At 35.0% G+C, this 20,459-nt stretch carries 18 protein-coding genes; 7 read left to right on the top strand and 11 right to left on the bottom strand.

Features of this window, described 5'->3' with window-relative positions; translation table 11 throughout:
* Positions 1 to 4 precede the first annotated feature (4 nt).
* Positions 5 to 571, top strand: a complete 567-nt coding sequence (gene gmhA / locus LGB01_02210) for a D-sedoheptulose 7-phosphate isomerase (GenBank protein ID MCB4753028.1) — start codon at positions 5 to 7, stop codon at positions 569 to 571.
* Positions 572 to 625: 54 nt separating this feature from the next.
* Here gmhA and LGB01_02205 read toward each other — a convergent pair whose 3' ends face one another.
* Complete coding sequence (locus tag LGB01_02205) at positions 626 to 1,519, bottom strand: lipid A biosynthesis acyltransferase (GenBank protein ID MCB4753027.1); 894 nt, start codon at positions 1,517 to 1,519, stop codon at positions 626 to 628.
* A complete protein-coding gene (gene waaC / locus LGB01_02200) occupies positions 1,516 to 2,511 on the bottom strand; it encodes a lipopolysaccharide heptosyltransferase I (protein MCB4753026.1) in 996 nt (331 codons plus the stop codon). Before waaC ends, LGB01_02205 begins: the two co-directional genes overlap by 4 nt.
* A 170-nt stretch (positions 2,512 to 2,681) precedes the next feature.
* Between waaC and LGB01_02195 the strand changes: the two genes are divergently transcribed.
* Entirely contained in the window at positions 2,682 to 3,680 is a 999-nt protein-coding gene (locus LGB01_02195) for an undecaprenyl/decaprenyl-phosphate alpha-N-acetylglucosaminyl 1-phosphate transferase (protein MCB4753025.1), read from the top strand.
* 3 nt (positions 3,681 to 3,683) lie between these two features.
* Here LGB01_02195 and LGB01_02190 read toward each other — a convergent pair whose 3' ends face one another.
* The 8 genes from LGB01_02190 to LGB01_02155 form a co-directional block, all read right to left on the bottom strand.
* On the bottom strand, positions 3,684 to 5,798 hold the full coding sequence (locus LGB01_02190; GenBank protein ID MCB4753024.1) for a peptide-binding protein: 2,115 nt from the start codon (positions 5,796 to 5,798) through the stop codon (positions 3,684 to 3,686).
* A 16-nt stretch (positions 5,799 to 5,814) separates the two neighbouring features.
* Complete coding sequence (locus LGB01_02185; protein ID MCB4753023.1) at positions 5,815 to 6,627, bottom strand: glycosyltransferase; 813 nt, start codon at positions 6,625 to 6,627, stop codon at positions 5,815 to 5,817.
* A complete protein-coding gene (locus LGB01_02180; GenBank protein MCB4753022.1) occupies positions 6,624 to 7,586 on the bottom strand; it encodes a glycosyltransferase in 963 nt (320 codons plus the stop codon). Before LGB01_02180 ends, LGB01_02185 begins: the two co-directional genes overlap by 4 nt.
* Before the next feature lie 22 nt (positions 7,587 to 7,608).
* The gene (locus tag LGB01_02175) at positions 7,609 to 8,322 is read right to left on the bottom strand and encodes a LicD family protein (GenBank protein ID MCB4753021.1); all 714 of its coding nucleotides are present in this window, start codon (positions 8,320 to 8,322) and stop codon (positions 7,609 to 7,611) included.
* Positions 8,322 to 9,686, bottom strand: a complete 1,365-nt coding sequence (locus tag LGB01_02170) for a hypothetical protein (protein ID MCB4753020.1) — start codon at positions 9,684 to 9,686, stop codon at positions 8,322 to 8,324. The genes LGB01_02175 and LGB01_02170 overlap by 1 nt, the downstream gene beginning before the upstream one ends.
* On the bottom strand, positions 9,683 to 10,411 hold the full coding sequence (locus LGB01_02165; protein ID MCB4753019.1) for a LicD family protein: 729 nt from the start codon (positions 10,409 to 10,411) through the stop codon (positions 9,683 to 9,685). The genes LGB01_02170 and LGB01_02165 overlap by 4 nt, the downstream gene beginning before the upstream one ends.
* Positions 10,408 to 11,772, bottom strand: coding sequence for a bifunctional cytidylyltransferase/SDR family oxidoreductase (locus LGB01_02160; GenBank protein MCB4753018.1), 1,365 nt, complete (start codon positions 11,770 to 11,772; stop codon positions 10,408 to 10,410). Before LGB01_02160 ends, LGB01_02165 begins: the two co-directional genes overlap by 4 nt.
* Positions 11,773 to 11,836: 64 nt before the next feature.
* Positions 11,837 to 14,098: a cytochrome C gene (locus LGB01_02155; GenBank protein MCB4753017.1), complete on the bottom strand. Its 2,262-nt coding sequence runs from the start codon at positions 14,096 to 14,098 to the stop codon at positions 11,837 to 11,839.
* 234 nt (positions 14,099 to 14,332) lie between these two features.
* On the opposite strand from LGB01_02155, the gene LGB01_02150 reads away from it, so the two are divergent.
* From LGB01_02150 to LGB01_02130, 5 genes are all read left to right on the top strand, one after another.
* Entirely contained in the window at positions 14,333 to 15,151 is an 819-nt protein-coding gene (locus LGB01_02150) for a peptidyl-prolyl cis-trans isomerase (protein ID MCB4753016.1), read from the top strand.
* A 9-nt stretch (positions 15,152 to 15,160) separates the two neighbouring features.
* Complete coding sequence (dcd, locus tag LGB01_02145; protein MCB4753015.1) at positions 15,161 to 15,727, top strand: dCTP deaminase; 567 nt, start codon at positions 15,161 to 15,163, stop codon at positions 15,725 to 15,727.
* A gap of 139 nt (positions 15,728 to 15,866) precedes the next feature.
* Positions 15,867 to 18,065, top strand: a complete 2,199-nt coding sequence (topA, locus tag LGB01_02140; GenBank protein ID MCB4753014.1) for a type I DNA topoisomerase — start codon at positions 15,867 to 15,869, stop codon at positions 18,063 to 18,065.
* On the top strand, positions 18,066 to 18,914 hold the full coding sequence (locus tag LGB01_02135) for a biotin synthase (GenBank protein ID MCB4753013.1): 849 nt from the start codon (positions 18,066 to 18,068) through the stop codon (positions 18,912 to 18,914).
* Entirely contained in the window at positions 18,901 to 20,058 is a 1,158-nt protein-coding gene (locus LGB01_02130; protein MCB4753012.1) for a cation:proton antiporter, read from the top strand. The genes LGB01_02135 and LGB01_02130 overlap by 14 nt, the downstream gene beginning before the upstream one ends.
* A 5-nt stretch (positions 20,059 to 20,063) precedes the next feature.
* Here LGB01_02130 and LGB01_02125 read toward each other — a convergent pair whose 3' ends face one another.
* Positions 20,064 to 20,459, bottom strand: a complete 396-nt coding sequence (locus LGB01_02125; protein ID MCB4753011.1) for a hypothetical protein — start codon at positions 20,457 to 20,459, stop codon at positions 20,064 to 20,066.

The raw sequence follows: 20,459 nt of genomic DNA, 5'->3' as shown, positions 1-20,459 counted from the left end.
GGTCATGCATTCTATGATATTGTCTGAGCTTGAGTCGCACAAAACAACTCTTGAAGCTACTATTTTACAGCTTATCCCAACTATTGAAAAGGCCTCCATAATAGTGACTGAAACCCTCAAATGTGGGAATAAAATTCTACTTTGTGGTAATGGTGGTTCGGCGGCCGATGCACAGCATATTGCAGCAGAATTAACTGGACGATACAAAACAGAAAGGTGTGGACTTCCTGGTATCGCCCTTACTACAGACACTTCAGCATTAACGGCTATAGGAAATGACTATGGCTATGATAAAATCTTCAGTAGGCAAGTTGAGGCATTGGCACAAAAAGGTGATCTTCTAGTAGGTATTTCTACTAGCGGAAACTCTCAAAATATTATCTCTGCTTTTAAAATGGCTAAAAAAATAGGTTGCCTATGTCTTGGTTTTTCAGGCAGAGATGGTGGAAAAATGAATGAAGCGTGTGATCTTAATATTGTTATTCCTTCTAACGATACTCCTCGCATACAAGAGATGCATATTCTCATTGGTCATATACTGTGTCAGGCTGTAGATAATATGCCTAATTGATACACACACCCCTAATTTCAGTCAAAACTCACATATCTTTCCATTATCATATTTTTATTGATAATATTCTTTATACTGGTTTTTCCATCGGCGGTGTAACCAAAACCACTCTTCTGGTTTTTGTCGAATAATCTGTTCTGTTAATGCAGCTTGTTTTTGTACAGAAAGGCGTATATCCAAATCTTTATCATCTGTTTTGTCTACCACAATTGGATCATAAAAAGTAACCGTATGATGAGGATAGGAATCCATAGTAATAAATACTGGAACAATTAATGCATCACAACGTCGTGCCAAAATAGCTGCTGATGGTGTATGTCTTGCTTGTTTGCCAAAAAAGTCAATCAATATTCCTTCATTATCGCTAGTATTTTGATCAACCAGTAAACCCAATATGCGATTATTTTTCAATGTCTGAATCATTGATTTCATTGCTCCTTTTTTATCAAGCATTTCCATATTAAACTGTTGACGATTTTTCTTCAATATTCTATCCATCATAGGAGAATTTAATTTTCTTCCAACTCCCGTAAATAACCCAAATCTTGCTGCAATAGAAAGAAGTAGTAATTCCCAATTTCCGTAGTGAGCCCCAATCAAAATAACCCTCTTCTTGTTTTTAAGGGCATTGGTCAAAATATGCTCATTTTGAAATGTTACTTTTTTTAGTAATGATTGGTGAGAAATACCATGGTTTCGAATAAAATCGACTAGTAAAAGTAAAATATTTAAATACGTTTTCCTTGCAATTTCTTTTTTCTTCTCTTTTGAAATCTCTTCTCCATAAGCAAGGTTTAGATTAGTCTCCACAATCTTTCTATGCTTATGATCAAAACGATATATCATATAAGAAATACTTTTCATTATTGTATACATAAAACGATCAGGCAATAATGATATAAAAACTTTAAAGGTATAAAAAAGTATTACAGAAAAAAAATCTTTCATACTCCAAGCTCCTTAGCCAGTGAAATAACTTTTTCTGCAGGAATATTGCCAATACAGAAATCTTTTTTATCTATGTTTTTAGGATCTATCTCTTTTCCACAATCAACTACTCTATTGATTGTTGTTTGTAATGTACTTCTTGTCGCCAATGTTGGTCCAAAGAGCATAATACTTGGACGATTTAAAGCCCAAGCCATATGGGTAGGACCACTATCTCCCCCAATGACCAAATCAGCAGATGAAATCAATGCCTTAAGCTCTCCTAATGTCAACCTAGGAACTACCTCTGCATTGCTTCTTGAGGCAATATACTCTGCACTTTTCTTCTCCTCTTCTGACCCCCATACCAAAAGGTGATTTCCCTCCAATCCTTGAATCACCTGAAGAAATTTCTCTTTGGGGTATACCTTACTCTCCCAACTTGAACCTAAAAAATGAACAATATGTGCTCCTCTCTTCTTAAGAAAATGAAGTATATTTTTTCTCTCTGATTCTGCAAAAAATAAAAAAGGTTTTTTGGTCATAAGATCAATCCCTTTATCGGAACTTCCAATAGCTTGAAGTATTAATTTTATATTACGTTCAATAACATTCATCTCATATGGTATTTGAAAGCATTTCGAATAAAATAAAGAGGCTATAGGTTCTCTTGATGATTGCGCATCAAATCCTACTGTTTTACCAATTATACGAGAGACAACTGATGATTTTAAAAGTCCTTGTACGTCTACGACCAAATCATAATTATTTTTAGCATATGTACGTATTTTTTTTACCTCTATAAAAAACTGGGATCTTCTTTTTTTTAAACCTTTTAAGTTTACAGGAAGGATCGTGTCAATATCAGGATTATATTCCAATATAGGTGCAAACACCTCTTCGGTAATCCAATCTATTTGTATATGAGGGTTAACTGCTTTGAGATATTGAAGTGCCGTCATGGCATGTATAATATCGCCCATGGCTGATAGTTTAACAATTGCAATTTTCATTTACTGTCTCTTTAAAATTTCTCTAATTTTATCAAAATATCCTAAAGTGAGAGATGATATGAAGTGAAGAGTTTGCCACTACGGTGCCTACTGAAAAAACAGAAAGAGACTCAAAGACTATAGCCTACCATAATCTACACTACTGTATAATTTTATAAAAAGTACCTATAATGAATTTTATATCACTTTACTCCTTTGTTATCTCTTTGCTTAGCTTAATATTGATTATCCTCCTTAGTCGAAAATACCAGTTCTTCTTAGATCCAGAACATAGTACAAAACCTCAACATTTTCATACTTCTACAACATCACGTGGAGGAGGTATCGGTATTTTTCTTGGTATAATTTTACTTCTTTTTTCTCCTTTAGGTGTACAACTGATGCTTCCTTTGCTACTTGCCTTTCTCAGCGGTATTTTAGAGGATTACCATAACACTCTAAGTCCCCATTTCCGACTTATTCTTCAGGTTTTTGCTGCAATAAGTGCAATTTGGCTTACACATTCTGTTGTTACCTATCTTGGACTAGGTATCAATATGCCCTATTGGCTTGGTATGCTTTTTAGTGCTTTTGCCATTGTAGGCATGATGAATGCTATTAATATTATTGATGGGTTCAATGGTCTTGCTGCTGGTGTGATTTTTTTTATCCTGCTTTCTTTTGATATCACTGCCCATCAAAATAATAGTAGCGAAATGGTACAAATCATTGAAATTATTATGGGCGCAATACTAGGTTTTATGGTACTCAATTTTCCCAAAGGTAAGATATTTCTTGGAGATGGAGGTGCCTATTTGCTTGGTTTTATAGTCTCAATTATAGGTATTTTTCTAGCAAGTAGGTATGAAAGTGTTAGTCCTTGGTATATTTTAACTGTATTTATCTATCCTGTTTGGGAGGTTATCTTTTCCATTATTCGCAAACTTAGTCTCGGACTATCTCCCCTGAAACCCGATAATAAACACCTACATATGCTTATCTATAGGCAACTCACAAAAAACAATCCATTAACTGCACTTTTTATCGTAATGTCTACTCTTCCATTTATGGTACTCTCTACAGTCTATTCTAGCAAGTCTATAAGCAATATCCTCATTGCCTTTACTTTTATTTCTTCTTATCTAATCTTATACCGTTATCTATTGCAAAAAGAGAAATATTCTCTTTAGAAATTATCTTTTTACGCGATATATCTTCGAATATGGAGAAGAGACAACCAATTCAAAAAGTGTTTTGTCATATTTTCCTAAAATAGACATCTGCACATACATAGAGTTAAATGTCTCTGCATCCATTACAATGAACTGTCCATAACTTTGCATATAGATGACTGCATATCTACCATCAGAATGATACATCTGTGCACGAGTCCGCTGCTTTCCATCATTGGAAAACCCTGTAGTTACAAAATACTTTAGAGGCACTCGTCTCTTTCTGAGAATTAGTTCACCCCTAGAAATATCAAAAACAATACCATTTGAAAATTTTAAAAAATCTTTTTTGCTCTTTATTTTCCGTGTAGGATAAAATGCAATATTTCGCTCAGGCTCCCCAGTTGTTAGGTCAATATTTCCAAACCGTGCTACTACCGGAAAGATACTATACATTTTGGAGGGAAAATATAAATAAACTTCTCTACTCTTCTTAGGAAGCTTATATGAACGACTCTCAAGTTCTGTCAAAAGTAGATTTGGATCTATCTGATCTTTTTGACCATTTTTAAAAAGTGTATCAGTAATATTTTTATAACCAGAAGAGACATAAGTCTCTACTGCTAACCGGCTTAAATTGGCTGCAAGCTCAGGAGAGTCTGTCTGCATAATCTTAGAAACAATAAAGTTATCATTTTGATGTTTAGCGCCATCAATAATGGTATTCGTATTAGAATAAAACCAAATAGGATATCCATAGTCCCACCATGCAATCGTATAATCCTTTGAAGAAGAGATCTGCTTAAGCCTATCAAGATCCCGCACCTCTATACTCTTCATAACCGTTGGCACCCTATACCCAATAATATGTTTAATGTTTGGAGAGAGTATTGCTACTACTAGCATCATCATACCAAAGATATAGGAGCCTCTTCTCTTAGATATTTTACTAATTAGAAAATGAGAGAGATAGACTGAAGATATTGCAGCAATGGGTACAGCATATACAGTAAACCGCAACCCTCCCCATATTGCAAAGGCGCCTATTGCCACCAATGGTAATGCCAACAAAAAGGGTCGATAACGTATCACAAGCATAATATATCCTGCTATCGCCACTATTAAACTCGGTATAGAGCCCGAAATACGATTTGCAAATATTTCAAAAGGAATCTTTCCTGCTTCTCGGATTGTCTGAGATACCGAGTAGAAGTGTAAACCTTTACCTGTAGTCCCAGTTGTTGTATAAAAAACAATCTTTGAAAGAATCAAGCCAAAAACATTTCCATAATACATAAAAAGTATAAACAGTGTGCCTGCCATAACCATTGCCTGTTTTTGTGCCAATATCTTTCTCTGATACAAAAATATATAAAGTATCACAAGTACAGCAATTTTTAAAATATAGGAAAATGGATCATCAAAAGGAAAGGGAATCAATGCTAGAAAAACAAGTATGATTGAGTAATAAGTAGTCTCTTGATTGCGATGATACACAATGAGATATAGTGCATATATTATACCCATTGCATAGACAATAGAGGCTCCCGAATTATAGAGAAATGGATATATTGCAATTGCTAATGCCGCATACAGTGCTGATTTTAAACTAAAATCTACAGTACTCTTCATTAGGAAGTATAGAATAAACATCGGTGCCATTGCCGAAAACATATCAGTATCATAATACCCTATCATCGTACGGTTATAGTAACTCCACGTAATGGAACCCACCAATGCTGCAAAAAATCCCCATGCTGACTCTTTGTAGAGTCTCGTAATAAGTATAATGGGCACCACAACCAAACTTGAAATAATTGCAGGCATATAAAGTATAATCGTTTCCATGGTAAATGGCGTTAGTTTAGTAAGCAATACAGTTAATGCCACCACTCCATAAGACCACACAGAAGGGATGCGAGGATTATCTGCATGCATATCAAAGAGTACTTTTTGTACACCAGAGGCAAAGCAGTACCCATCATTGGTATTAATCATCAACTGCTCATTCCAGAAAAAATTGGGGTTACCATGAAATTGATATACCCATATCATACGTATAGCAAAACTAAAAATATATGCCATCATCATCAAAAGAAGTGCTTCTCTTGTTCCAAATACTTGTTTGTTTTCCATCTATGTAATAACCTTTTTATTTTCTCAGTGAATTATACACTTTTTCTACTACAATAACCGGTAAAAGTCTCGGCAATATTCGTATAAAGCTATTTCTCACAATGTCTACTAAAGACCAAAAACCCAAACTATAGGCTTTCCTTCCAAGTGCCATCTCATCTTTTGCATAGCGCCACCCCTGTCTTCGCTTTATCATCTCTCTTCCTGCTCGAGCATGCACAGTTACCTCAGAAAGATTAGCAAATATTTTACCTTTTTTCAGCATACGCATCCATAGATAGTAATCCTCAAAGCTATTCAAAGGAAGATAGCCACCTGCCTCCTCAACAGCACTTTTCTTAAATATCACCGTCATATGATTCATTGGATTTCGATATTTAGCATAAGAGATAATTTCATGATGTGCTGAAGGTACACGGCGTTTCCTGTTACAATGTGAAGGTTCATTTTCAAACTCACATATCCAGCTACCAAGAATATCTATTTTAGGATACTGTCTCAGGTAAGCAATTTGCTTTTTGAAACGATCAGGCAAAGCTATGTCATCTGTATCCATACGCGCTACCCATTCATAATGGCAATGCCTAAGTCCTTCATTTAGTGCTTGTCCAAGACCAACATTTTTCTGAATGGGTATCACCTTGTATGCAATATGTGTATTTTGTGCATATTGGGTTATCACCTGATCAAGTTCAGAAGTTAAGGGACCATCCTTAACAATAACAATCTCGTTTGGCTTTAGTGTCTGAATCTCAATACTATTTAAGGCTTGTGCCAAAAATAGAGGATCTTCTTTATGGTACACAGATAGTAAAACTGAAAAATTCATTTTTTTTCTCTTTTTTGATTTCTAGTTTCTAATATTTTTAATATCTTAAGTGCAAGATTTATTTTTAGTGCATACAATGTACTTCGTGAATAATAAATAGCAATTAAAATTTTAAATATTGCTTTTATATATTTTTTATCGCCCAAAGCTGCTCTTGCTTCTGCTAAAAGTATTTGTTTTGTATTAAAATTCTTTTCTTTGTCTGCTGCAGTTTCGTACTCCCTAGGATAGAGATCGTAGTTTTCTGTTTTGAGACATCGCTTAAAAATATTAGTTATATATTGCGTGTTTTCATGCATAACATATGCATATGTTTTTGTGATACTATCATTACGATATCGGCAATCAAGAAGTATCTCTTGCATATTGCCAACTTTATACCCCCTACACAGTGCACGAGATAAAAATTCCATATCTTCAGCATACAAAACATTTTTATATCCATTTAAATTTTCAAACATCTCTTTTTTACCAAAAAAAGTAGGATGCACAATACCTATGGCACCATATTGCAACATTTTTTTAAGATATTTATGCGTTAACAGCTTATCGCTTTCATAAAAGTAGTCATTCCCATTTCTAAATAAACGAATATTTGTACCTATTAGATCTAAATTTTTTGTTTGCAAATAATTTAGTTGCTTCTTGAGCCTTTCTTGGTAAGATATATCATCAGCATCCATTCTTGCAATATATGCTCCACTAGCATATTTTAATGCTCTATTTAAACTATATACCAATCCCATATTTTTTTGATTAATAAATAGTTTTATTCTACTATCATTTTTTGCATATTCCTCCAATATCTCTATTAATGCTAAGTTATTTGGGTTATCCATAATGATGATAAATTCTAGTTCTTTGTATGTTTGGTTCAATATGGATTCTACAGCCTCTCTTAACCACCTTGGATCTTCATTGTAAACACTCATAATCACCGAAATAAGATTATTTTTCATCAAGTACCTTTAAGTAGTTTTACTAGTTATAATTATATACTTTACCAATTTTATCTTCTAGTATTTTTACATTTTTTTCCATAGTATATGGATTCCATTTTGGGTTTGGTATCATATAGGTATTGCCATAAATTGCTTTTAAATGTATGTCATAATCTTTTGGGATATAAGTAGAAATATCTAAGAAGTTTATTTTTATAAGTTTTGAGTATGGTATATATTTCTCTCTTACTATTAATCCTCCTCTATCATGAATAGTTTTTTCCCAACTTTTACCATTTTCATTAATAAAATTATGAGAAATAAGAATATCATTCTCTCGTCTAAAATAAAATAGATCTATCGTTATGCCGTTATAGATATATGTTTCCTCTAAACCATATTTCCTGTTATCTATTTCTATTTTTCTAACCCTTTTAAAGCCATATTTTTTAAAAACTAAATCATGATTAGGGTTGTAATCTTTTAACCATAAGCCTAGATCTATATCTATATCATGGGAAATAAAACCTTTTTCTCTAATTGCCCCTAATAGTGTTCCAAACTCCAGCCAATAATCATTTTTTAATTCATCAAATACAAAACTAATTTGCAATAATGCCTCTTTGGCATTTTTTAAAAAGTTTCTATTTTGTCTGTAATGTTTGTATTTTAAAATTGTTCTTCTATATGCAAACCTTGCAATGGTTGCTATAAATCTATTTTTTTCTAAAAAATATTTAACTCTACTTAACACTATCTGTACCCTTTTAAAAGATTTTTATCTCTTTTTATGTAATTAAAAACTATCGTATAACTTGCCACTAAAAGAACTATATTTAAAATAACCCTTAGATTTATCATATCTATCTTGCTTATACCAAAAAAAAGGATAATCAATATGCCTACCAAAACCAAGGCAGATGTCATCTCTTTTAAATTTAATGGAATAAATTTAAATAGATAGTACACTTCTAAAAACTTTAATATATTATAAATAAGCATAGATATGGTTATGGCAATAGCCACTCCATATTGATTCTCTTTTAATGCATATATTAATCCAAGTCCTACAGCTAACCTTACGATTTCATTATAAATTTCATACTTCTCATTTTTAGTAGCTCTAAGCAGATAACCTGTTATGCCTGTTAACAAATCTGCTGTATAGCCTATTAGAAGTATAGAAAACATCATAGGCAAATGGCTGTAACCATCACCTAGCATCTTTGTAGCTAAATCTAAATTAAAATAAAAAAATATAAGCAATGGTACTACGACCATCAATACTATTTTTGTATTATTGGAGTAGAGTTTTTCTATTGCTTTAATATTTTGTTCTCTATAATATTCATGAATTTTTGGTAATACAAACTTAACTAAAACTGTACCAACCAAGCTTAAACCTGCAAAAATAAGTAATACAATTGCAAGTGTTGCTAGTATCTCATAATTGCCATATTTTTTTTGTAAAATCTGAGCCAAATAGGTAAAGCTTGATCCAATAACTCCAAGCAGATAAAACTTCCAAGCCCTACTAAGTATCTCTTTTTTCAAATATATTTTTGGTTTTAGCTGTAAGGTAAAATATAGTGCCACAAGCAATAAAACAACTGAATAGACGTATAGATAATTTTGAGAATTGGCAATACCAAATATGAATAAGTTTATAAATATAAAAATAAGTAAAACTCTTGGAATTAAAACTGAGATTAAAATAGATTTAGCAACCTCTTTTTTGGCATTAAACTCTAAGCCAATGGTTGATACAACAGTTAATAAATATGCAATTAAAGCTATTGCAATAATCTCTCTAACAGAGCTAAAAAAGTAACTTAATATCAAAAAAGCAGGAATAAAAGCTATAACAAAAAAGAGGCTTTGCCAAGAGATAAATAGTGAAAATGTATTACTATCATTGTCAATTATTCTATTTCCCATATATAATGCCGAATAGTTTAAACTAATCATTAAAGCAAATATATTAATAAATGACAAGTAGTAGACTATTTGTCCATACTCATTTGCCCCAAGCATTTTTGCAATAAAGAAGTTAAATACAAAAAATAGTCCAGATGAAAGAGCAGTAAATGAAAATGAGTTAAATAGTTCTTTTTTCATAAATTTATTTTTGCAGGCATAAATTTTATTAATTTAAATTTTTGTTTATTTAAGGCCCACTGTTTATAGGCATATTTCATGTAATCTTTCCCATACAATACAATCAATTGCTCTTCTATATTTTTAGGGGCAGATAGTTTAAGGTTATAAAATGTTATTTTTTGAAGGGGGTATACATTTTCTACTTTAAATTTTCTATTATGTGCATAAATGAACTCATCATTTTTTTGAATATACGTATACAAATCAACATGTAAAGAGTTTATTTTGCTTATATGTACTTTTATTAAGCTGCCCACAATACTATCGTCCCTCTCCTCTTCTACATAATACTGACGATTAAATTTATCCGATAAAATATTTAATATTTCTTTTTTTTTACTTTCTGGTACCAGCAAATCAACATCCGTATCCCAAGGGATAAACCCCTTGTGTCTAAATGCACCCAAAAGGGTCCCACAACATAGTTGGTATTCAATATTATGTTTATCAAATAATTCAGTAATATCTTTTAAAAGATGATATAGGTTAGTAACGCAGCATTTAGGTGCATTTTTTCCCAATAAATCAAATCTAAAATTTGGACTTTTTCTATTAGACTCGCATCTTTTAGAGTTCTTATTGCATGTAAAATTCTTATGAAATATACTATTATATTTTGATACAAAAAGTGCTTCTATTGCAAACAGAAAATATTTGACTGGTCTCAATAGTTTTTTTATCACTCAGCACCCTTCTTGACATCAATAACTTGCCCTGAAATATCCATCAAAAGTGTCTTAAGAGATGATATGGCTACCTCTTTGGCACTCAAAAGCGTTTTAGGGTCTTCTTTGCCAAAACTTTTAATCCTCATGGGTGTCAAGGTGCGTTCTGGATTGATACAGTTTATTTGTATTCCAAAATTGCCCCACTCACTTGCTATAGCTTGTACAAAATTAACCGTTGCCGCCTTCAGTGATGAGTATGTGCTATACATGGCTCTACCTCTTGTATAGGAGCTTGAAGTAAAAAAGAGTAGTTTTCCTTTACTCTTTTTAAGATAGTCAAAAGACTCTTTGGCAATAATAATATTACCCATATAATTAATAGAAACGGCCTTTTCTATCGTTTCATAATTCATATTAAGAAGTGGTTCTTTGTCCAATACGCCTGCGGTATTGATAATATAATCAATATTTCCACACTCCTCTACAACAATTTGTAGTGCTTTGTTTACATTTTCTATATCTGATATATCCGTTTTTGTCTCACTACGACTAAAACTATATACTTTTGCATTATACTGTTTGGCTATTTTGACTATTTCTCTACCAATACCATAACTTCCTCCAAATACCACTATAGTTTTACCGTCAAGCAGGTGAAGTGCCTGTTTGTCATTATCAACAATCTCCATGCTTTTAAGCTGAAAAAATTTATCGAGTAAAAAGAGATCCTCTTCATATGTGAGTTTCATATTCGACTCTTCGCCTCTCACTAAAAATATAGGCTCATTTGGTAGATATGTCTTAACAATTCCACAATCATCTGTTGCTTTAAAATGATCATCTTTTAAGGCAATATCATATGCTTTTTTAATAATGCTTCTTTTGAAACCTTGAGGCGTTTGTCCTCTTCTTAGTACATCTCTGTTTGGAATGTCTGTAATTAACTCTCCATCTGTTTGAATAATCGTATCAGTTGCTGGCACCACAACATCTATTGCATTGTACTGAGATAATGCCTTTACTGTATCACCAATTATCATATTGCTAACCAGTGGTCTAACTGCATCATGAAAAATTAAATTACACTCTTCGTCGTATGCATCAATTGCTGCAAGAGAGGACTCATGGCGCTCAGATCCCCCATTGAGTATTTTTTTTACTTTATTAAAATGATTTGAGATTACTATGCTTTCTACAGTATCGATATAATCTTTATGGCAAACAATAGCAATTTCATCTATTTCATTATATTTCTGAAATATTTCAACAGTATGCTCTATAATCATTTTTCCAGCTACTTTTATAAACTGTTTAGGCTTACTGTAGCCAAGACGTGACCCAATACCACCTGCTAAAATGACAGCAATATTTTTCATATTTTCTTACTTCCGTTCTTAATCTTTTTAATTTAGAGATGATTCATATATTTATGGTGAACCTCTATCTCTTCCACCAAAGCAATAATCCAAAAATGATCAACACACCTAAAAGTATCTGTACCCATGCTGTCATCAAAAGTGACTTATGGAGCAGTGTGTGGTGCATTTCATTGTTTATTTTTACATTGGCATACTTGGCTGCATGCACCAGCAAAGAGACTGCCAAATCTTCGCTTGGCATCTCTTTATGACAGGCAAGACAAGCACCACGACGGTCAAGTTTGCTTCGAGTTTCACTACCAAGTGCCTGTGAGAGCTTCCAGTGGTTTCCAACTGTCTGTAACTGGGTTCCATTTTCATCAAGCATGCTAGAGTAGTCATGATTGAGATTTGGTATAGCAGGAATCTGCTCATCTACCTTTTTGGGTAGTAGTTTTTTAGAAGCAGTCATAAGGTCAACAATGGTTGTTTTAGTCTGATCTGTAAAATATTTTCCCTCTCCTATACCATACCCCATTGCCTTAGGATCATTATGGCAACTTTCACAAGTACGAGAACGTTTACTGACTGTATGCGGATGTACAGGGCTCATCGTAATAGAATTAACACCCTCTTTAGGTGTTTTAACGCCTTTGCCTTTTTCTACACCTTTAAGCTTCCAAATATGGTTTTGAAGCAATGCCTTTCCCTCTTTCCCTATTACTGTTAGTGTCACTTGGCATCCTGGTATAGTCGGAGAAATACGCCCTTCACCATTTTGACTTAGTGCTGGATTTTCCCAGCGAAGGTAACTTCTAGTCTCTGTTACTTTTCCATCAACCAAATATGATTTCAAACTATCAACATCACCTGTTTTCCCATTAACATGATGCTTTGAGGCGGCAAGAAAATCAGGATTTTTCTTGCCGCCAGAGTAGTCTATCTTCACATGGCAACCGTAGCATTGTGGCGCCCAAGTTGCATGGCATGTATAGCACTCCATACGATCCGTATGTGCCGATATTTGATCCATAGCAATAAGCCCCTCTTTAGATATTTTCTTCTCTGCTTTGAGTAACTTTAATGGTTTAAGTTCTATGGTCTTACCAGAAGCCAGATGCATCACAACCTTGTTACCTTTTTTAACTGCTTTGGTCAACGGATTGCCTCTAGCAGAAAGCAGAAAACCATCTCCTGTATCTTTGGGAATATTTCCTTGTTTCAGATATGCTGCAAGTGTTTTGGTCGTTCCTCTAGGGTTACCCACTTTAGGTTTGGTATTAAATTCATCTGAATAGCCAAGGGGTAGCTCCCATGGATACTTTGTAGTCGTTCCATGACAGTCTTGACACTCAATCTCGACTGCACCAAGATTTGCGCCCCTAAAGAAACCATCACCATGCATATCATTGGAGGTATGGCAGTCTTGGCAAAGCATCCCCTTAGTGTAGTGAATATCTTCAGTTAGATGTAGGTAACGTTTTGTGTGAAGTTTTGGCTGCCCATTCCCTTCTTGATCAAAAGTTGCTTTATATTCTGTCTCCATAAGCCCCTGATAGCTTACCCCAATACGCTTTCCTCGATTGTGACAGGTTGTACAAGTCTCTACAGGAATCCCACTATAATTGATATCATGTACTCGCACATGTACTTTGCTTGATGACTGGATGCTATGCACTAGCATATGACCAGATTTTCCCTTAGGAATACTCGAGTCTTCCCCTTCGTAGTATCCCTCATTAGAATAAGGTACATGGCAAGCAGCACATCCTATGCCACGATAATCTCCTCTTCTGTAGCGCCCCTTTCCGCCAGTATGGCAACGCAGACACTCCTGTCGAAGATAAGTATAAACTGAAAGCGAAGGGTCTTGCTCTACTTCCTCGGCTGTTGGTGCAGGTGGAAGTTCTTTGGTTTTAGCTAAAAAACCTTGTGGTTCAAGCTTAGCAAGTTTTTCCATATACTTTTTGTAAGTTTCACTTCCAAGTCTCTCATGTAACGATGGAGATTTTCCACCAAAGTTAGTAAAAGTATGCTTGTAACCATCCTTGGCACCAAAACCCCATAGTGCTCCGTGTATCTTCCCTTGTTCTGTTGCCATTAAATTATTCTCTTGTGCTGCCACTTGTTTTTCATGACACATGCCACAAGTATGCTGATTGATCCATGGGCTTCCTGGGTACGGGTAGAACGCTTTAGGTCCCTTATGGCTTTGAAAATAAGGCAAGGTACCCTTATGTGCCATATCTTTATTGGATGCATTTGGGTTTCCTCCATGACAAACCACACAGTCATTTCCCTCAGCACCTGCTTTTTTGGCAACCTTAAAAATCTTTTGCATCATTTTGGACTGATGGTCTCGAATAGGCTCAATCCCTTTATGGCACACCAAACAGCTGTTCTGCGACTGTGCAAACACAGTACTTAGGAATAATAAAAAAACAATAAATAGGTTTGAAGACATTCAAATAACCTTATGAATATAAAAATCTTAGAAAAATATTATATCCATGAAACCTTACTCTATTCATCCTTGTGCTATAATTTTTGAAATTTATACCACAAGTTGATTCAACCCATGAAAGAAATATTATCTATTTTTACAATCTTGACAACCATTTCACTCTATGCAGAAACAATTGATGCGATTGCACTTATTGTAGAAGGTGAGCCTGTTACAACATCTGAAATACATGCCATTCAGACACGTGGTCACATAACAAAACAACAGGCAATTGATTTGCTCATTCAAGACAGGCTACAACGAGTGGCAATGAAGGATATCTCTATTCCGGAAGCAGATATTGATAGGGAAATCTCACGTATTGTCAAACAAAACGAGATAAGCATCCAAAAGATGCAACAGCTACTCAAGCAACAGGGTATGGCATGGAGCCAATACAGAAAGAGTATTCGTAATGCACTCAAACAAAAAAGGTTCTTTCGTGAAATTGCAGCAAGTAGTATTCCCACACCAACAGAGAATGAACTCAGACTCTTCTATAGAAACCATAAAGAAGAGTTTGCTATCCCCTCTCTCATCAGTGTCACAGAATATATTGCGGCTACAGAAAAGGAAATCAAAATATTTCTTAAAACCAAAAATAGTAAAGGAATTAGCAGTAAACAGGTGATAAAAAAGACTAAAGAAATAAACAATGCTATACTTGGTATATTGCTTCAAACTTCTAACGGTGACTACACTAACCCTATTAATGCTGGTGACAAATGGGTTGTTTATCAAGTACACACCAAAAGTGGAATAACACAAATGCCATTTGATGCTGCACGTGGTGCTGTAGCAGCACGTTGGCAACAACAGCAACAAGAACAAGTACTTAAAGACTACTTTAAAAAAATGAAAACTGAAGCCAATATTCAATATCTTAGAACATAAAGAGGGATCATGGGATTAAAATCAGATAAATGGATACGTGAAAAATCACTCAATGAAACAATGATATCTCCTTTTGAAGAAGGACTCATTGGAGAGGGAGTTGTTAGCTACGGACTAAGCTCTTATGGGTATGATATTAGGGTATCAGATGAGTTTAAAATCTTTACAAATATCAATGCTGAAGTAGTTGATCCAAAAGATTTTAATGAAAACAATGTTGTTGACTTCAAGGGTGATGTTTGTATTGTTCCGCCTAATTCTTTTGCACTTGCACGTACTATTGAGTACTTCAAGATGCCCAAAGATACACTAGCAATCTGCTTAGGAAAAAGTACCTACGCGCGCTGTGGTATCATTGTCAATGTCACCCCTTTTGAACCAGGATTTGAAGGGCATATCACTATTGAGATAAGCAACACTACTCCATTACCAGCAAAAATCTATGCCAAAGAAGGGATTGCACAGGTACTTTTTTTGCAAGGTGATGAGCAGTGTGAAACAACTTATGCTAACCGTAATGGTAAATACCAAAGCCAAACAGGTATCACTCTACCGAGAATTTTGAAAAAGTCTTAAGTTAATCATTGCAATCTATTTAGCTACTTGAGTTCACCTACACATTGTTTCTGCCTGTCCTTAGGATGCTCATTTCCCAATTCCTAACTTATTTGTGTTACAATGCCAGAAAATTTCTCTATAATAAAGTAAATAATATATGAAAAATCTCATTATCGTTGAATCACCAGCAAAAGCTCGTACTATTACCAATTTTTTAAGCAAGGAATATAAAGTTATTGCCTCTAAAGGGCACATCAGGGATCTACCTAAAAGTACCTTTGGTATTACAGTTGACGACAAAACGGGTGATCTTGTTCCTAAATACTCTATTCCTAAAGATGCTAATCCAACCGTCAAAGAGTTAAAAAAACTTGCCAAAGAAGCTCAAACTATCTATATCGCGACCGATGAGGATCGTGAAGGGGAAGCCATTGGTTATCATATTGCCAAGGCAATTGGAAAAGAGCCAACCGAACTACCACGTATTGTTTTTCACGAGATTACCAAAAGTGCCATAAAATATGCGCTGGAGCATCCACGTACAGTCAATATGGACTCTGTCGATGCTCAGCAAACACGAAGACTACTTGATCGTATTGTAGGGTATAAACTCTCTCCATTGCTTGCCAATAAAATACAAAAGGGACTTAGTGCGGGACGGGTACAGAGTGCTACACTCAAACTAGTCATTGAGCGTGAACGTGAGATCAAAGTCTTCAAACCAGAAGAGTTTTGGACTATTGGAACACTATTTGAAAAAAGTATCGAGGCCGTTATCTATAACTATAGTGGATTAAAGATTGAGAAGATGACCATCAAAACAGAAGCTGATGCACAAGAGATTGTTGCAGTGGCCAAAGAAGAATCATTTACTGTCTCTTCTATCGAGAAGACAAAACGGAAAACCAAAACACCTCCACCATTTATGACCTCAACACTCCAGCAGACAGCCTCAACCCAGTTAGGATTCTCTCCAAAAAAAACCATGATGGTAGCACAGAAACTCTATGAAGGAGTCAAAACAGACAAAGGTACTATGGGGGTCATTACCTATATGCGTACCGACTCACTCAATCTTTCCAAAGAAGCAGTAAGTGAGGTACGCAACTTTATTGAAAAAACCTATGGGGATAAATATTTACCTCCAAAAGCAAAGAATTATACCACCAAGTCCAAAGGGGCTCAAGAGGCGCATGAGGCAATACGCCCAACCCGTATTGACTTTGACGGTACTGTTGCAGCAAAGTATCTTACTGCTGATGAACTCAAGCTTTACCGCCTTATCTATAATCGTTTTCTTGCCTGCCAAATGACCGAAGCAACGCTTGAATCACAAACAATTCTCTTCAAGGGTAATCAGTGTACCTTCAAGGCAAGTGGACGAAAACTACTTTTTGATGGTTTTTATAAAGTTATTGGTTATAATGAGAAGGATAAGCTTCTACCCGATCTCAAAAAAGGGCAGCCTATTTCACTCAATGAAATTAAATCTGAACAACACTTTACTGAGCCACCGCCACGCTACAATGAAGCAAGTCTCATTAAGAAGCTTGAATCACTTGGTATTGGTCGTCCAAGCACCTATGCACCAACCATTACTATTTTGCAACAGCGTAACTATATTGAGATAGAAAAAAAACGTATCCATCCTACAGAGATTGCCTTTACAGTTATTGAGATGCTTGAAAAGTACTTCTCTGAAATTGTTGATAGTAGTTTCACAGCAACAATGGAAGAGACGCTTGACAAAATTGCAACTGGTGAAGAGAACTGGCAAAATATTCTCAAAGAATTCTATACCCCTTTTATGCAAAAGATAGAAGAAGGAAAAAAGAATATCAAAAGCCTTAAGGTTGCAACACCTACAGGTGAAATATGCCCCAAATGCAATTCAGAGTTACTATTGCGTAAAGGGCGTTATGGTGAATTCATTGCCTGTTCAAACTTCCCTAAATGTAAATATACTAAAAATACAGATGGTACAGAATCCGAACAACCTGAAGAGACTGATGAGAAGTGTGAAAAATGTGGTTCTGCTATGATCATCAAAAACTCTAGACGGGGAAAATTTCTCGCCTGTTCGGCCTATCCCAAGTGTAAAAATGCTAAGTCACTTACGCCACCCAAAGAGCTTAAAGTCCCTTGTCCAAAATGTGGTGGTAAGCTACAAGAGCGTGAAGGAAGACGGGGAAAATTCTACGGTTGTGGCAACTACCCCAAATGTAAATTTATTACTAATTTTGAACCAGTAGATCAAAAATGTCCAAAATGTGACTATCTAATGGGTAAAAAAATACTCAAAAATAAAGAGGTTTATGAGTGCTTTAAATGTAAACACAAAGAAGAAGCCAAATAGATGAAACAGGTATTTCTCTGTGCCATTAATAACATTCTCAGTGGTACCTGCTTGGAAGATTGTAAGTTTTGTACACAAAGTATCCGCTATCATGCTGATATTAAGCGGTACAGCTTTAAGCCAATTGAACAGATTGTTAGTGAAGCAAAACAAGCCAAAGAATATGGTGCATTGGGATACTGTCTTGTTACTGCAGGAAAAGGACTTGATGATAAAAAGGTTGATTTTGTTGCACGTGCTGCAGAGGCAATCAAAGCAGAAGTAGAGGGGCTTAATCTTATTGCGTGTAATGGTACTGCAAATAAAGAACAATTATCTTACTTAAAAAAGCATGGCATCGACAGCTATAATCACAATCTTGAAACATCAGAGCACTACTATCCCAATATTTGCCAAACACATGGATGGCACGAACGTTATCAAACCTGCGAGAATATCAAGTCAGTTGGGCTCAAACTTTGTAGTGGAGGTATTTTTGGTATGGGAGAAACAGCCCAAGACAGAGACGACCTACTTGAAGCTATTGCTTCACTCCAACCCGAATCTAGTCCACTTAACTTTTATCATCCAAACCCTGCCTTGCCTATCAAAACACGTAATATCAATCAAGGTGAAGCACTACATATCATACGGAAAGCAAGAGTACTTTTGGGTAAGGATCATATTTTAATGATTGCTGGTGGACGAGAACTTCTTTTTGAGGGTGATGAAGCAAAAATCTTTGAGGCAGGCGCTAATGCTATTGTCATTGGAAACTATCTGACCACTCCAGGACAAGTACCTAGTAAAGATAGAGAAATGCTAGAATCTCTTGGACTTGAGATAGGCACTAATTGTGATACACACTAACATTACACTCATTCTTACTCTTTCACTGTTAATCTGGAGTAGCCCCTTTATGTCTAAATTTCTAAGAATGCCCATTCCTGCTATCGAAATTATTTTGGGATCACTATTTGCTTTTTTAGGAATGATTGAAGAAAACTCCTATTTTGACCTAATCGCCGAGGTAGGCTTTCTTTATCTAATGTTTCTTGCCGGGATGGAAGTAGATCTCAAACAGATCACACGTAGCCCCAAAGATATTCTTCATAAAAGTATACTTTTTTTATTTTTAATAACACTTTTCTCTGTTGGATCAGGGCTATTGTTTAATCTTAATACAATCATTATTATCTCTATGCCTCTAATTTCCATTGGTCTGCTTGCCTCTCTCTCAAAAACCTATGGCAAAGAACAATTATGGATTAAACTAGCATTTATTACAGGAGTACTCGGAGAGATACTCTCTATTGCTGTACTAACCATTTTTGATGCTGCCAGCACAACTGGTCTAACCCTTGAACTTCTTGAAAAAATAGCCTATCTCGCAACATTTATGGTTTCAGTCTATCTACTCTACAAAGTATTACACCTATTCTTCTGGTGGTTCCCAGAATTTAAACGTACTCTAGTTCCCAAATTTAATACTTCTGATCAGGATATCCGCCTTGCTATGGCACTCTTTTTTATTTTAATTGCGGTTATGCTCTCGCTTGATTTGGAATTGGCACTAGGGTCGTTTATCGCTGGAGTTGCTATCTCGGCATTTTTTCATCACGAAAAGGAGCTAGAGAAAAAAATGTCAAGCCTTGGATTTGGATTTCTTGTACCACTTTTTTTTATCCATGTAGGTGCATCATTTGATATACGATCTTTAGCTTTTGAAGGGGTTTTAACGGGTGCGATACTTATCACATTTCTTATGATACTTTCAAGAGTGTTGGCGGCTGTTGCACTTAAACATATCTATGGTTCAAAAGAGGCTCTTTTAGTGGGACTTTCACTGTCAATGCCTTTGACCCTCCTTGTTGCAGTTGCGACCATAGGATATGAGACAACATTGCTAGATCTTCTTAGTTACTATCAGCTCATTCTTGCAAGTATTTTTGAGATTCTTATTGTTATGGTGATTATTAAAACTTTACAGTTACAAGAGAAGAAATCAGATTAATCTTCCTAGCTAACCTCCTGAATTGCTTTTTTAAATTCCTCATCTGCTCTCTTTGCTTTCTCTATTTTCTCTCTTGTAATATTAATATCAATCTTAGTTGGTTCCTCTTTAGTCCCAACAACCTTCTCGGGTATCTCATTTTTATTGGAAATATTTTCTGGTTTTATAGGAGTTTCTGCTGTCAGCATTTTTTCTGGAAAACCTTTGCTATCCTTAATACTATCTTTTATTTTTTGAATTGCTCTAAGTTTTTTAGAAGAATTCTTAAATTCTTTAAGAAAAGTATCCTGATCCTGTTGCAGCTTCTGAAAATTCTCATTCAACTCAAAAGGATTCACTGTAGCGCCCATACCTATCGTTGTTACCAGTAGAACCATCATCCATACATATTGTCTTGTCAT

Origin of the sequence: Sulfurovum sp. (assembly GCA_020525365.1) — a bacterium.
Classification (GTDB): Bacteria; Campylobacterota; Campylobacteria; order Campylobacterales; family Sulfurovaceae; genus Sulfurovum.
The sequence above is the reverse complement of the archived record's forward strand: the minus strand, read 5'-3'. Positions and strand labels throughout refer to the sequence as shown.